Below are 15,044 nucleotides of genomic sequence, written 5' to 3' on the forward strand. Positions count from 1 at the left end.
AGCAATGGAAAGTTTCTTATCGCAGCTTTATGTGTTGCCGGGTGTACGCGGAACTAAGAGTTTCGTTGCGCTGTCAACATATCTGGATCGGCCAGTCCAAGCCGAAATTACAAGCTGCTGGCCAGATATCGGCGTTGTCACATTAACTTGCTAAAAGCGCAGAGAAACCTCAGTGGAATTATTTAAGCAGCGATGCTTGCGGTTGCCCAAACGCCAAATGCTTCAGCGCGACATTCCTTGAGGCGCGATCGGTTGATTAAGTGACGTTGAAAGTAAAAGCTATTGTAGGCGGCGGAATGAACATTGAGAAATCTCTGAGCGGATCCTGGTGACTTAAACTTCTGCATTTTTCGTTCTCTTCGCCGTACTGGGAGATGCGAGTTCTCAGCTCGATTGTTTGATCTCTTGTTGTCGATATGCTCAGCAGTTAAGCCTAAGGTTCGAAATGCCCTGTGATAGGATTTCAGTTTATCTGTTATGATTTTGGTTGGCGCTAAGCCTTGCTTCTTCAATAATTTGCGCAATAATTTCGAGGCAGCTTTTGTGTTCCGCTTTGATTGTACGAGGAAATCCAGGACTTCACCCTCATTATCGACGGCACGCCAGAGCCAGTGTCGTTTTCCTCGAATGACGATGACCATTTCATCTAAATGCCAAATATCATTGGGAGTAGGGCGGGTTGATCTCAGATTTCGAGCAATGGGCTCTCCAAACTTTAGAAACCATCGTCGAATTGTTTCGTATGAAATATCCAGGCCACGTACTGCCAGGAGGTCTTCGACATCTCGATAACTCAGCGTAAATCGAGCATACAGCCAGACGGCATGCTGTATAATGTGAGGTGGAAAACGATGCCGGGAATAAGATATCTTTTTCATCGGTGGAGATTAGAGCATCATCAGTTTTCTCACCACTAAGTTAATGTGATAACACCATCATGACTGTTAGCCGGATGATTTCTGGAGATGTTTTGAAATAACGGAATGGATTTTTCATTTAGAAATTGTAAATCCAGCATCGCCACGGCTCAAGCCATTTTCCTCTGACAATGCCCAATGCCTTAATGAAGCAAAAGGGGCCGCTGAATCTCAGCGGCCCCTTTCTGTCTCAATTTAGTTTGCTTAGGAACTTTCAGCAGAAATGATCTCGCCAAAACGGACCCAGTGGCCATTTTCAAAACGCTGGAGTTGTACGGCTTCCAATGGTGCATAATCGGTTGGGCTGGTGTTAACAAATATTCCGGGCAGAACCATCTTGGCACGGAAATTCCTCAGGTTTGCGGCCTGTTTCATAACGTTTTCCCGGGTCAAGTCATCACCGCTTTGTTCAAGTGTCTGCACGGTTGTTTGTGCAATTGCGTATGCAAGGGCATTGAGGTAATTGTCGCGATCACCTTTTGGATAGTATTTTTCCATAAATGCCAACCACTCCTTATATTCGGCGTCGTCCGCCCAAGCCGGATCTGTAGGATCCTTCATATAGAGAATGGTAATAATGCCTTCAGATTTATCGAAGCCGGCTGGCTTCATAACCGCGTTTACAGAAGCGGAAACCGAATTCAGAAGATGTAGAGGCTTCCAACCGATATCATGGGCTTTGCGAATTGCCATTGCCGCGAATTTAGAGGTGCTGACATTAAAAAATACGTCGGCGCCAGCCGCCTTCAAATTGGCGATTTGTGAATCAACAGTTGGATCTGTGGCTTCATAAGTCTGCTCGGAAACGATCATAGTATCGGCTTTATCGCCGAGTACTTCCTTGAAGCCACTTACATAGTCTCTACCATAATCATCGTTCTGATAAAGGATACCGATTTTCGCGTTCGGATTATTCTCTAGTACATACCTCGCGAAGACGCGGCCCTCGGTGGCATAAGTCGGCTGGAAGCCCATCGTCCACGGAAATTTCTCAGGTTGTGCCCATTTTGCTGCACCAGAAGAAACAAACAAATGCGGAACCTTATTCTTGTTCATGTATTTGTGGATCGCGGAGTTCGTTGGCGTGCCAAGCGGATTAACGATCGCTAGCACCTTGTCTTTTTCGACGAGACGCCTAGCCTGCTCCTTGGTTTTTGGAGGACTATACCCATCGTCGAGATCAACATAGACCAGCTTGCGACCGTTGACACCGCCTTCATCGTTCACTTTTTCAAAATAGGCGGATATGGCTGTGCCAAGTATGCCATAGGCAGCAACCGGCCCGCTAAAAGGATGGATTCCGCCGAGTTTGATCTCAGTATCACTGACACCGGGGCCGTATTTCGGCTCCGCTTGTGCAGCGCTTGCACCAAGGCCAATTGCCAGGGCAGCAGCGGCCGTCACAAATATATTTTTTCGCAGGTTCATGATTAATTCCTCCCGATTGCCATATTTTTACGTTCATCCAAATGCAAATTTCGGAAGAAGCTCCAAAACAAGACAAATTGCGAACTTTCTTATTGTGAATATAAATAGACATAATGTCAATTTTAATTATCAAATCGTTTATACACGCCTTTTTTCGCAATATTAGTTCAATATTACACAGGTAATTCAATCGCTTGCTGAGAATGAAATTTCACATATGAAAAAAACATAACGTTAAAATTAATTGACATAATGTAATTTTCCTTCATAACATGAACCTTAATGTTAGAAACTGCATTCGTTAAAACCTGCCATCGGCGAGTCGTGGGACGAACCGGAAAATACGAGATTTGATATGAACAATTCCGAGGCCAGTTCTTCAACCGACCCACTCTTGGAGGTGGATGTTGTCGCTGTTAGATTTGGTGGGATCACGGCCCTTGACGGCGTCAGCTTTGACGCGCCACGCGGTACAATCGTCGGTTTGATTGGGCCTAATGGAGCGGGCAAGACGACATTATTCAATTGTCTGAGCCGTCTTTACATTCCAAATTCTGGTGACATTCGCTTTGACGGACGTTCAATACTTAGCAAAACACCCCATGAAATGGTGAATATGGGTGTCGGGCGTACATTTCAGAATTTGGCTCTTTTCTCAACAATGTCGGTGCTCGATAACATTATGGTTGGTGCCCATTCCAGGAGTAGCAGTGGCTTCCTGTCAAATGCTCTTTGGCTTCCATGGGTGCAATCAGAGGACGCTCGGGTTCGAGAAAACGCCTGGGAATTGATCAAGTACCTGGATCTAATGGATGTTGCCTATGCGACAGTAGGTGATTTGCCATTTGGTACCCAAAAACGGGTTGAACTTGGTCGCGCGCTGGCGAGCAAGCCTAAATTGTTGCTGTTGGACGAACCTGCAGGTGGCCTAAATCATGACGAAGTGGAAGACTTGGGGCGCATGATCCGACAAATACGCGATGATCGTGGTGTAACCATTTTGTTGGTCGAGCATCATATGAGTTTGGTCATGTCAGTTTCCGATACGGTGGTTGTGGTCAACTTCGGCCGAAAGATTGGCGAAGGTACACCGCAGGAAGTTCAGCAAAATCCGGAAGTTATTCGCGCATATCTGGGAGAGGAAGAATAATGGCGTTGCTGGAAGTGAAAAATCTGGAAGCCTATTATGGTCATACAAAGGCTCTGCATGGGTTGGATTTTAGCCTCCAGGAGGGCGGCATTACAACCATCTTAGGTGCCAATGGCGCGGGAAAAACCACCACCTTGCGAGCCATTTGCGCCTTGGTACAGACAAGCGGCCAGAGGATATTTGACGGACGGAACCTGGATGGCATGTCCACCGAAAGCATTGTCCGACTACGGATCGCCCATGTGCCGGAAGGCCGAGGTACATTCGTTCGTATCACAACTGAAGAAAATCTGCGCTTGGGCGCCTATACGATCCATAACCGCAGGAAGATTTCAGATCGGATGGAGCGGGTTTACACCTATTTTCCGCGCCTGAAGGAACGTCGAAACCAACAAGCGGGTACATTGTCAGGTGGCGAGCAGCAAATGCTGGCGGTAGGTCGCGCTTTGATGCTGGAGCCGCGTCTGATGTTATTGGACGAGCCGTCGTTTGGTCTGGCACCGCTGATAGTGCGCGAGTTGTTTAGTATCCTCAGAACCATCAACAAGGAAGAGGGGGTTTCCATGTTGCTGGTTGAGCAAAATGCCACATTAGCACTGAAACTGGCGGATCATGCATATCTGCTGGAAACCGGACGTGCCGTAATGTCGGGAACGACCGATGAAATCTCCTCAAACGCCGAAGTTCGCAAATCCTATCTGGGGTATTAAAGCCGATATCACTTTCATTATAAGGCAAGAATAACCACAAACGAGCCGGAGTTCACATGGATCTTTTTCTTTCGCAGACATTTAGTGGCCTTGCCTCGGGCGCCATTTACGCCTGTGTTGCACTTGCCGTGGTGATGATCTATCAGGCGATAGATCACTTTAACTTTGCACAGGGAGAAATGGCAGTGTTCTCGACCTTTATTGCCTGGCAGATGATGGATTGGGGCCTATCTTTCTGGCTGGCCTTTCCTTTTTGCATCATAATTTCTTTTGTTGGTGGTATGGCTATAGAACGTGTAGTTTTCGCACCGATCCGCAATGCACCAGTGCTGAGTCATGTGATCGTATTTATCGCATTGTTCTCAATTTTCAATTCACTGTCGGGCTTCATCTGGGGCTATACAATCAAGTCGTTTCCGAGCCCCTTCCCGGATGACAAGTTGATCGATTCAAACTTGATCGGATCGCATCAGGTGGGAATGATCGCTGTAGTATTGGTCATGTTGGGGTTAATTTATCTGTTTTTCCGATACACACCAATTGGCTTGGCGATGCGGGCGGCGGCTGCAGGCCCGGAATCCGCCCGTCTCGTGGGTATAAGCGTCAAACGGATGTTATCACTTGGGTGGGGTTTGGCAGCTGCCATTGGTGCTGTGGCGGGTATGCTGATTGCGCCGGTGGTATTCTTGGAGCCAAACATGATGCTGGGTATTCTGCTTTACGGCTTTGCCGGAGCCGTTGTTGGTGGCCTGACCTCGCCGGGCGGCGCCGTAGCAGGTGGTTTTCTCGTCGGGGTGCTTGAAAATCTGGCGGGCACTTATCTGATAGGCAGTGATTTGAAACTTACTTTCGCGCTCATCATAATTGTTGGCGTGTTGCTGGTACGCCCGTCCGGTTTGTTCGGTCGCGTCGTTGTAAACAGGGTGTAGCGCAATGAGAAATGAATTAAACATGCCACAAGGCACTAACCGCTTTCCTCAAGATCCAAAAAACCAGTTGGCAGTTGCTGGTATCCGATTGCCGGTATGGAAGAAAACCTGGATTGTCATCGCTCTGGCGACGGCAATTATCGCTCCTTTCGTGGTCGATAATTTTGATGTATTTCAATTAACGCAGGCGCTGATATTTGCCATAGCAATTCTGGGGTTGAATTTGCTGACCGGATTTACGGGTCAGTTTTCTCTCGGTCACAGTGCATTTTTTGCCATTGGTGCCTATACCGCTGCGATCATGATGTCATTCTGGGCTGTGCCATTTTACTGGACGATCATTCCCGCCGGCGTGGTCTGTTTGATCGTCGGATTTTTATTTGGTCTTCCCGCTTTACGGCTGGAAGGCCTATTTCTTGCTCTTGCGACATTTGCCTTGGCGACCGCAATGCCCCAGTTGCTCAAATACAAGCATTTTGAATGGCTGACCGGAGGTGTCCAGGGAATTGATTTGGATAAGCCTGAATCGCCCTTCAGTTGGTTGAGTGATGATAGATTTCTCTATTTCTTTGTCCTAGTTGTTACCATAGTTTTATTTATAACAGCTTGGAATTTGGTTCGCGGACGCACCGGACGAGCCATGATCGCCATTCGTGATAATCCAATTGCAGCTCAGGCGATGGGTATCAATACCGCCATGTATAAGTCGATCACTTTTGGTGTCAGTGCTTTTTATACTGGTATTGCCGGCGCGCTCAGCGCCATCATTATTCAATTCGTTGCCCCTGACAGTTTTACGTTCCTGCTGGCAATTACCTTTCTTGTTGGTCTGGTTGTAGGCGGCGTAGCCTCGGTCCCTGGAGCAATATTTGGCGGTTTCTTTGTTCTGTTGATACCGAATATTTCTGAATGGGTGGCGAGCCTAACCGGACAAACTGACGGCAAGGCCTTGTCCTGGGCGGTTTATGGCGTCTTCTTGATCATCGGCGTCTATGTAATGCCATCGGGGGCCGCCGGTTTAGTTCGCGTGGTTATTAACAGGCTGGCGCGCTGAAATCGCGAGTTTTAATGTTCATAATCAAAGTTAATTGACATAGTGATAATAATTATTGACGAAACGTTAAATCTAACTCATCATCTATGTTTAATCTCAACCCCCGGAGCAAGGGAAGGTCGCTTTGTATTCAAGTTGTGATCAAAGGCTAAATATTGGGCCACTCATCGAGCCCGTTTCAATCGCAGTAGTTGGCGTATCCGTTTCGGATCCGCATTCCTGGGGTCATCGCGTGGTACGTGTGCTCATCGACGGCGGATATCAGGGCGATGTTTCTGTTATTCACCCTCATAATCAATTCCCCGGCGTTGAAACTGTCAAATCTCTTCATGAGAAATCTGGCTTGGATCTCGTTGTAATTTGTGTGCCTGCCAAATCGGCATTAAGTATTGTGCGCGAGGCGCGCGAAACCGGGGCACGGGCAGTAGTCGTCTTTGCTTCTGAATTTGCTGAGTCCAGTGAAGCGGGTGAAGCATTGCAAGAAGAGCTTGTTGAGGCGGCCGGTGATATGGTGATGTTGGGACCAAATTGTTTTGGAGTCTCAAATCGCATTACCAATGTTAAAATTTCTGCCGCCCCGTTTCTCAATAATGCCTTGCTACCTCCTGGTCCCGTGGCGCTAATAGCACAATCTGGTGCCCTTGGGCTGGTCTTAAGCCGGTGCGTCGAGGAAGCAGGTGTGGGGTATTCGCACTTCATAAGCGTCGGAAATGAAGCCACTCTCACAGCTAGTGCGATCGCGCTCGAAATGATTGAGCGCGACGAAGTAAAAATTGTAATGCTGTACCTTGAAACCCTGCGTGATCCTGAGATGTTGGCAAAAACTGCAACACGTGCTTCAGAATTAGGTAAACATGTTGTGGTGTTGAGCGGTGGGCGCTCAGATGCGGGGCAACGCGCGGCGCTTTCGCATACGGCAGCAATTGCTGGAAACGACTCCAATATTGCAGCGCTCTGCCGGGATTTTGGGATTGTTCGTATCCGAGATGACGAAGATGTAAAACCCGTTTTGGCGGCTCTTGAGCGTGGTTGGAGATTACCATCCGCCCCGCGCGTTTGTATTTTGTCGAATTCCGGTGGCGCAGGGACGGTATTGGCGGATCGTTTGGTTGAAGAAGGTGCGCGCGTCGAGTCTTTATCAGATACGACCCGCAGTGCAATTTCTGAGATAGGCATGATAGGTGCGGGTGACGCTAATCCAATTGATATTGGCGGTGGCTGGGAAGCGACGCTTGACAAGGTGGAGCCAACATTGAAGGCGTTGGAAGCGGACGCTGATATTGATGCTCTGGTCGTGTATTTTGCTTTTGGAGATATGATCGCGGAAAAGGTTGCTCCAATTGCATATTATTGTTCAGAGATGTCCAAGCCTACCCTTTTCATATGGCAGATCGCCCCCGCAGACGGTTTACCTCTGGTCGCAACGCCCGGCATTCTGGCAACCTCGATGGGTGAAGGAGTGCGCATGGTGAAGGCGCAGATGCGCATCGGTTCGGGAAAAGCGGGAACCTGGACAAACCGGCACGGTGAGGGCGTCATCTTACCCAATATTTCCCCCCCTCAGCGGACCATCACAGAACTTGAAAGTGCACAGTTATTGGATGCGTTGGGTCTGACCGTTGTTGAATCGGTTTCCGGTTCAACAAAAGATTTCGATGATATAATTGCCCAAGTCGTAAGACGGGGTTGGCAGACGCTTGTCGTCAAGGCCAATGCTCATGATATCGCCCATCGCAATAAGCATAGTCTCGTCAGCGTCGGCATACAGGTGGATGAACTACCCGATATATTACGAGATTTCGGAAATCGGCTTGATACTTTATCCAATGATCCGAACAGATGTCTGATTGTTCAACCCATGATCAGTTTCGATTCCGAAATCGGAATTGGGGGCCTGAATGACCCGCGATTTGGCCCGATACTTATGGTTGGATCGGGCGGCGTCAATATAGAAACTGAGCCGGGTCATCGTGAGACTCTAATGCTTAATACTGATGACAACACACAAATTAAATTCGCACGAAGAGTAGAAAAAAACTACGGGCTTTCCCCAGGGACGCTTACCCCGGTAATTGACGCAATAGCGCGATTGCTGCGTACAGACCGCGTGGCCGAAATCGATATAAATCCCATGGTTCAGAACAGTAAAGGCTTATTTATGGCCCTAGACGCTCTAATCATCGTCGATGAAATCAGTAATTAGTTTCTTATAAAAGAACACAGCCGAAATCAAGTAAGGTATGTCAGAATAATAAATGCACAAAAATTCCACTATAGCTGAAGTTTTTAAATTGACTTCGGGTCAACCGTTAGCAGATCGCGAGAGCAACCGCGACAGAATGGCTGGCTCTGAAGTGGATGTATTGGTCGTGGGAGGCGGCATCACTGGAGCAGGCGTGGCCTTGGATGCAGCAACAAGAGGACTATCCGTCGCGCTTGTAGAAATGGATGATTTCGCATCGGGAACTTCGTCGCGATCTTCTAAAATGATCCATGGCGGGTTTAGATATCTGCAGACAGGTGATGTTGCGTTAGTGAGAGAATCTTTGCGCGAACGCTACCGATTACAACGCAACGCCCCGCATCTGGTCAGTTTGCTTCCGTTCATGATCCCGCTTTTTCTGAAGGGTGGGTTCATTAATCCCAAATTGTCACGTGCACTTGGCGGCGCCTTGTGGAGTTATCAATTTGCCGGAGCCTGGCGACTTGGAAAACGCCACCAGCGTCTAAGCCGGGATCAGGTGCAGGCACATATGCCGTCACTTGATATGAACCGGATTGGCGGAGGTTACATTTTCTATGATTTGCGCGCGGATGACGTTCGCCTAACCTTGGCTGTTCTTGCAAGCGCTGTCGAAAATGGTGCAACCATTCTCAATTATGCGAGCTGTGATCAGATATCGGATTTTTATGATGGTGGCCGTGTGGCGACTATTAACACCGACGGCAATCAGTTTACGGTACGTGCCCGTGTTATTGTAAATGCCACTGGCATTTGGTCAGATAAATTTGTCCAACGCTCGGGCTTGCAGACTGAACAACAACTCGCACCGGCAAAAGGTGCGCATCTTGTAGTCCGCTCAGATGCGCTGCGTAACGATGTAGCGGTCAGTATTCCAATTGCTAGCGACAAGCGCACGGTATCGGTTGTTGATGCAGGGCATTTCAGTTACATCGGTTCAACCGAAGCAAATGAGCCCGCCGACATCAATCATCCTACGGTGACCGATTTCGATATCGACTACATTCTAACAGGTCTCAACAAGCATTTGACCACACCGCTCAAGGCGTGCGATCTGACCGGCGGTTGGGCTGGATTTCGTCCACTTCTGGCCAATGACAACAAATCCAGAAGTTCTGATTTGTCTCGTAAACATCAGATTTCTAAAGATGGTGAGGGGTTCATTTCCGTTATGGGCGGTAAGCTCACCACTTATCGCGAGATGTCAGAGCATACAGTTGATATTGTTGGCGAGATTTTAGGGCTGAAGCGTCCATGCATGACGCGAAAACTTAAACTGCACGGTCATTACACAAGCGCCAGCCATATAAAAGGCGGCGAACGTCTGGAAAAGCGTTATGGCAATCGTGCTGCCTTGATAAAAAAAATGGTTTCTGTCGACCCAGCACTCGGACAGTGCGTAACGCCGAATGACGAGACACTTTTGGCTGAGATTATTTGGGGTTTGCACGCAGAAATGGGATGTAATTTGTCTGACGTCCTATTGCGGCGCACTCGTGTGGGACTTTACGACGGGCGTGCACTACTTTCCAACATTGATGAGATTTCGTCGTCGATTATGGACTGGACGAACTGGTCCGCAGCCCGCCGGGCTATTGAACTGGGCAAGACCAAGACGGTGCTCCGTAGTGAGCTGGGTGTACTTGCAAATCATCTTCCGGAACCGATGAATAATGAAACTTCTAAAGGATAATTTAACGTGAAAAAGTCACCGATACCCGTTTCCGCTCGACTCCCTGAACCTGCTCCTGGCGGCGCTGGATTGCGTCTGGCAACAATTAATGAGACTTTGAGCGGAAAAGTCGCCCCTATTGACGACAAGCTGTTGGCGCGACTGGAAAAAATTTGTTCCAACGTATTTGTTGACGAAAAAAACCTTATTGACGCTGCTCGCGACTGGTGGCCCCTTGGCATGGTCTGGGCAACTACGGGAAGAGTTGCGCGCCTGCCAGCCGCGGTTGTACGGCCGACCTGTGTCGAGGAAATTTCGGCTATTTTGGCACTTTGCAACGAAACTGCGACGCCCGTCACAACTTCTGGTGGCCGTAGTGGTGTGCTCGGAAATTCCTTGCCGGTTTTTGGTGGTGTGGTGCTGGATTGCACACTCCTATCCGGCATTGCAGATCTGCGCGAAGATGATCTTACAGTGGACGTGCTTGCAGGCACGTTTGGGGATGATTTTGAAGCAGCTCTGCAAAAGGAAGGCTACACAGCGGGTCATTGGCCGCAGTCGGTGGCACTTTCTACTATCGGAGGCTGGATAGCCTGTAACGGAGCCGGACAGATGTCCACTCGCTACGGGACGATGGCTGACATTACAAAAGGTGTAACCGCAGTACTAGCAGATGGCCGGGTTATAGAAACTAGCGACTATGCCCAATCGGCGACCGGGCCGGATCTAACCCAGCTTTTCGTCGGCTCTGAGGGAACGCTGGGTGTTATCATTTCGGCGCGATTACATATCCGCCCTTTACCGGATTATACGCGGAGTGCTGCAATCGGGTTCAAGAGTTTTGATGACGGTGTTGATGCCATCCGCCGTTTCATGCGTCGCGGTGCAAATCCAGCCGTAGTACGGCTCTATGATGATGTGGAATCGCACCGTAATTTTGGCACCGAGGATCTGCATGTTTTGCTTTTGCGCGATGAAGGTGATCGTTCAGTGGTGGATGGTGGCTGGACAGCTGTGCTGGAAGAATGTGACGGTGAGCCTCTCAATACGGACCTGGTTGACGGCTGGATGTCGCACCGTAATCAGGTGAAATCCATTGAACCGCTGATTGAAGATAGAGCGCCGGATACAATGGAGATCACGGCGCCCTGGTCGGCTTTGGCACAGATCTACCATGAAACCACTGCAGCAATGTTCGCCGTTGAAGGGACAAGAACTGCGACTGCACATCTCTCTCATGCTTATGGTGACCGGGCTGGACTGTATTTTATGTTTGGTGGCCGTCCCGATATTAATGAACGACCGCGCTGGTATCGTGACGTCTGGGATGCGGCGGCAAGAACTGTTTTTGGTCTCGGCGGAAATCTCAGCCATCACCATGGCATCGGCCTGGCCCGCAGTCGTTTCATGAAGGAGGCACTGGGCAGCAGTTTTGACGTTCTGATAGGTTTGAAGCAGAGCATGGATCCGAACGGTATCCTTAATCCCGGCAAGATGGGGTTGGATAGCCCGTTTGGCCCGCCGCCTGAGTGGGCTGATACAGCACCCAAGATTAAGGGCTGAGATGATGTCAGGTGACGCCATTCTCGTAATCGACCTGGGTACAACGAGCGTTAGGCTTTCCCTGGTCGATGAGCATGGCAACGTATTTACCAAATTCCGGGCCGCCTTACCGACGTTTCGCGAAAGGCCAGGTGAAGTCGTGTGGGATGGTAACGTGATCGCCCAAACCGTGCTTAAAGCAGCGCGTGCGGTGAGTAACGAACAGGCGTTGATGGGAATAGCCCTTGCAACGCAGAGAGCGAGTTGCTTGTTATGGGATGCTGAAACCTCAGACCCTATAGGGCCTGTGTTGAGCTGGTCGGACGGACGCACTCGGCAATTAGACCGCGATTTACGCGCCAGTGGCGTGCGCCATACTCCTGGATTGAGCGCAAGCAAATTGCGGTGGTTGCTTGACAGTATCGATCCGGACAGAAAGGCTGCCCATGCAGGGCGGATTCGTGGTGGTACGCTTGACACATGGCTTGCCTGGATACTCAGTTCAGGCAAACTACATATTACAGATCATACCAACGCCTCTCACACAGGAATTTTCAACTTGAGCGTGCTTGACTGGGACAGCGAACTTACCGAGATGTTGAACATTCCACGGAATATTTTGGCGTACCCACTGCCCAGCACCGGGCCCTTCGGTAACGCAAACGCATTGCCAGGCAGCCCTCCTATTCTTGCCATTTCTGGTGATCAGCAAGCTTCGCTTATGGGGCAGGGATGTGTAGATCAGGGAACAGCCAAGATTACTTTTGGAACCGGCGGTATAATCAACACCATCGTTGGCTCTCGGCCATTGGCAGAGACCACGCGATCAGCATTTGCCAATATCGCTCACAGTACTCAGGCCGGTGTAATCTATGGTGCTGAAACAGCAATATTTTCGGCAGGTTCGGCCATTGAATGGTTGATCCGGCTGGGTGTTCTGGGCAAGGCCGGATCTATCGATAATCTGGTTGATCCGTGCCATAAATCCGGAACGGCCATATTCGTCTCGGCTCTTGATGGCTTGGGTGCGCCATATTGGAAGTCAACGGCGCGCGGCGCATTTATGGGACTGTCGAGCTCTGATGAGCCAGGGGATATGGTTCGCGCTGTACTCGATGGTATTGTCTGCGCGACAGCCGATGTTCTCGACCGCATCGAGGCAGATATTCAAGAAAACCTGACCAACATCAGCATTGATGGAGGTTTGTCAAACAGCGCCGCATTTTGCTCAATCCTCAAGGCAACCACTAATAGGTCCTTGCACCGCGCGATACATGTTGAATCAACAACTATTGGGGTAGCCATTCTTGCTTTCCAGGCGTTAGGCCGGGTATTGCCGGTGGAAACCGAGGCGGATACTGCTGCGGCGATAGCACCCGCTGAGGGCACCATACCGGCAGACCGCAAAGCCTGGGCTGACGCGATTGACCTTGTTCTGGAGGACGATGCCCGCCGTAAAATCCGGTTGGATCTGATCTCGAGCTGAATTGATCCTTCTTGGGCGACTCAATAAGCAAGTTTTGTTTAAGAAATAAGGAATAAGACCAAATGAACGAACGATACGCGCTGGATTTCTCAGAAAGCCGTCAGATTAGATGGAGTGCAAAATGACTATTCATTTGACTTATAGTCACGAAGGGGATGTCGCGACGGTGATTCTCGACCGTCCTGAAGCTCTTAATGCGCTCGATTACGATGCGCTGGAACGAGTGGGCGAGGCCTTCCGCATAGCTGATGCAAATGGTGCACGTATCATCTTATTACGTGGAGAAGGAAGAGCATTCTGCGCTGGCGCAGATCGCCGTAATTACCCCGGTTACAACTCCAATGAAACGAATGAAGGAAAAGCGCAACACGCGATTAATATCGGGAACCAGGTAACCCAGAAGATTACGAAGACAAATGCCCTTACAATTGCACAGCTACACGGGCATGTCGTTGGCGGTGGGCTGGTTCTCGCGATGTGCTGCGACATGCGTTTTGCGGCAGAAAATGCCAGCCTCTCGCTGCCCGAGTTAAAACTTGGCCTGCCGCTGGGATGGGGCGCACTTTACAGGCTAATAAATATTATCGGCACATCAAGAGCTTGGGACATGCTAGCTTCGCTGAAAACGCTATCCGGGAAAGAGGCGATAGATGTTGGATTGTGTAACGCTGCTGTTGATGAGGGTATGCTCAGTAATTTTGTATCAGGTAAAATAGAGGAATTTCTGCAGATAGAGGTCGAAGCCCTTTATTTGACAAAACGACAATTTCGTGCAATTTCCTCCACAGCTTCATTAGGAAACCTTGAAGATATGGATGGACCAATTTTGCTTGGCCCACTTCGGGGAAATAAAATAGACAGCTCATTCGAGGAATTATGAAAGCAAAGAATAAAGACAGAGATCCGACAAACAAAAGCCCGAATGGAAATTCGGATGACTCGGTGACCCGGGTTCAAAACGCTGTCTTGGATATTCTCGAAAAGGAAGGTGTTTTAAGTGGGATCAACCTTAATGAAGTGGCCAAGCATGCAAAAGTGAACCGGGGCTTGGTCTATCACCATTTTGGAACACGACGAGGCTTGTTACGATCTGCCATTCGCCGACGAATGATTGACAAACAACAAGAGAACCGGACGCCAACTAAACCGATGAAATTGGGAGAACGTGTGGCTCACGCGCTCCGCGCGACGCTGGATATCGTCGACACACTACGTTTAACGACATTGCTGCATCTTGATGGTTCGTCGGCACCCGATCTTATGCCAAATGCTGAAACGACGCTCATACTGCTCGAACGGGATCGCGAAATGGGCTTGCTTCCAGACGTAGAAGATCTAAAAGCGCTGCACGCCTCCTACGCGGCGGCAGTATATGGTTACGCGATATATCGTGAAATATTTGCTCGCGACCTCGATATCGACCTTGAGGATCTTGACGCACGGGTTGAAAAGAGCTTTCAGATTCTATTTGATGGGGGAATGTCTGGTCCAGAAGAACCAAACTCTGTTCCCAGCGAAGGCTAGAAGATATTTGATTCGCTGTTCTTTGGGCATTGTCACATTAACTTTCGATAGGCGCGAAGAAACCTCAGCGACATTTTTTAGGCAGCAGCGGTTGCAGTTGCCCAAATGCAAAATGCTTCAGCGCGACTTTGCTTTAGGTGAAATCGGTTTATTAGGTGACGTTGAACGTAGAAGCTATTGTAAGTCGCAGACTGAATATTGAGAAATCTTTGAGCGGATCCCGGTGACTTAAACTTCTGCATTTTTCGTTCTCTTCGTCGTACTGGGAGGTGAGAGTTCTCTGCCCTATTGTTCGATTGCTTGTCGTCAATGTGTTCAGCGACTAAGCCTAAAGTTCGGAACGCTTTGTGATAAGATTTTAGTTTATCTGTCATAATTCGCGACGGTGCG

General features: G+C 49.2%; 13 protein-coding genes. 10 read left to right on the forward strand and 3 right to left on the reverse strand.

Annotated features, from left to right (window positions below):
* Window positions 1-182 precede the first annotated feature (182 nt).
* On the reverse strand, window positions 183-878 hold the full coding sequence (locus V7723_RS19255) for an IS6 family transposase (RefSeq protein WP_335686125.1): 696 nt from the start codon (window positions 876-878) through the stop codon (window positions 183-185).
* 243 nt (window positions 879-1,121) lie between these two features.
* On the reverse strand, window positions 1,122-2,345 hold the full coding sequence (locus V7723_RS19260; protein ID WP_335686126.1) for an ABC transporter substrate-binding protein: 1,224 nt from the start codon (window positions 2,343-2,345) through the stop codon (window positions 1,122-1,124).
* Window positions 2,346-2,700: 355 nt separating this feature from the next.
* Here V7723_RS19260 and V7723_RS19265 point away from each other — a divergent pair, with 355 nt between their 5' ends.
* The 10 genes from V7723_RS19265 to V7723_RS19310 all read left to right on the forward strand — a co-directional run bounded on the left by V7723_RS19265 (window position 2,701) and on the right by V7723_RS19310 (window position 14,654).
* Window positions 2,701-3,495 (forward strand): ABC transporter ATP-binding protein, encoded by a 795-nt coding sequence (locus tag V7723_RS19265; RefSeq protein WP_335686127.1) that lies wholly within the window; start codon window positions 2,701-2,703, stop codon window positions 3,493-3,495.
* Complete coding sequence (locus tag V7723_RS19270) at window positions 3,492-4,205, forward strand: ABC transporter ATP-binding protein (protein ID WP_443024264.1); 714 nt, start codon at window positions 3,492-3,494, stop codon at window positions 4,203-4,205. The genes V7723_RS19265 and V7723_RS19270 overlap by 4 nt, the downstream gene beginning before the upstream one ends.
* A gap of 56 nt (window positions 4,206-4,261) precedes the next feature.
* Complete coding sequence (locus tag V7723_RS19275; protein ID WP_335686129.1) at window positions 4,262-5,134, forward strand: branched-chain amino acid ABC transporter permease; 873 nt, start codon at window positions 4,262-4,264, stop codon at window positions 5,132-5,134.
* Between the two features lie 4 nt (window positions 5,135-5,138).
* The gene (locus V7723_RS19280; protein ID WP_335686130.1) at window positions 5,139-6,188 is read left to right on the forward strand and encodes a branched-chain amino acid ABC transporter permease; all 1,050 of its coding nucleotides are present in this window, start codon (window positions 5,139-5,141) and stop codon (window positions 6,186-6,188) included.
* Between the two features lie 124 nt (window positions 6,189-6,312).
* Window positions 6,313-8,391 carry a CoA-binding protein gene (locus tag V7723_RS19285; protein ID WP_335686131.1) on the forward strand — a complete coding sequence of 693 codons (2,079 nt, stop codon included), beginning with the start codon at window positions 6,313-6,315 and terminating at the stop codon, window positions 8,389-8,391.
* Between the two features lie 52 nt (window positions 8,392-8,443).
* On the forward strand, window positions 8,444-10,123 hold the full coding sequence (locus V7723_RS19290) for a glycerol-3-phosphate dehydrogenase/oxidase (protein WP_335686132.1): 1,680 nt from the start codon (window positions 8,444-8,446) through the stop codon (window positions 10,121-10,123).
* A 6-nt stretch (window positions 10,124-10,129) separates the two neighbouring features.
* Entirely contained in the window at window positions 10,130-11,665 is a 1,536-nt protein-coding gene (locus V7723_RS19295; protein ID WP_335686133.1) for an FAD-binding oxidoreductase, read from the forward strand.
* A 1-nt stretch (window position 11,666) separates the two neighbouring features.
* Window positions 11,667-13,130, forward strand: a complete 1,464-nt coding sequence (locus V7723_RS19300) for an FGGY family carbohydrate kinase (protein ID WP_335686134.1) — start codon at window positions 11,667-11,669, stop codon at window positions 13,128-13,130.
* 121 nt (window positions 13,131-13,251) lie between these two features.
* Window positions 13,252-14,010, forward strand: coding sequence for an enoyl-CoA hydratase/isomerase family protein (locus V7723_RS19305; RefSeq protein WP_335686135.1), 759 nt, complete (start codon window positions 13,252-13,254; stop codon window positions 14,008-14,010).
* The gene (locus V7723_RS19310) at window positions 14,007-14,654 is read left to right on the forward strand and encodes a TetR/AcrR family transcriptional regulator (RefSeq protein WP_335686136.1); all 648 of its coding nucleotides are present in this window, start codon (window positions 14,007-14,009) and stop codon (window positions 14,652-14,654) included. Before V7723_RS19305 ends, V7723_RS19310 begins: the two co-directional genes overlap by 4 nt.
* Window positions 14,655-14,731: 77 nt before the next feature.
* Here V7723_RS19310 and V7723_RS19860 read toward each other — a convergent pair whose 3' ends face one another.
* Window positions 14,732-15,028 (reverse strand): DDE-type integrase/transposase/recombinase, encoded by a 297-nt coding sequence (locus V7723_RS19860; RefSeq protein ID WP_443024265.1) that lies wholly within the window; start codon window positions 15,026-15,028, stop codon window positions 14,732-14,734.
* Between the last annotated feature and the right edge of the window lie 16 nt (window positions 15,029-15,044).

The sequence above is a fragment of the Sneathiella sp. genome, assembly GCF_036960985.1.
Classification (GTDB): Bacteria; Pseudomonadota; Alphaproteobacteria; order Sneathiellales; family Sneathiellaceae; genus Sneathiella.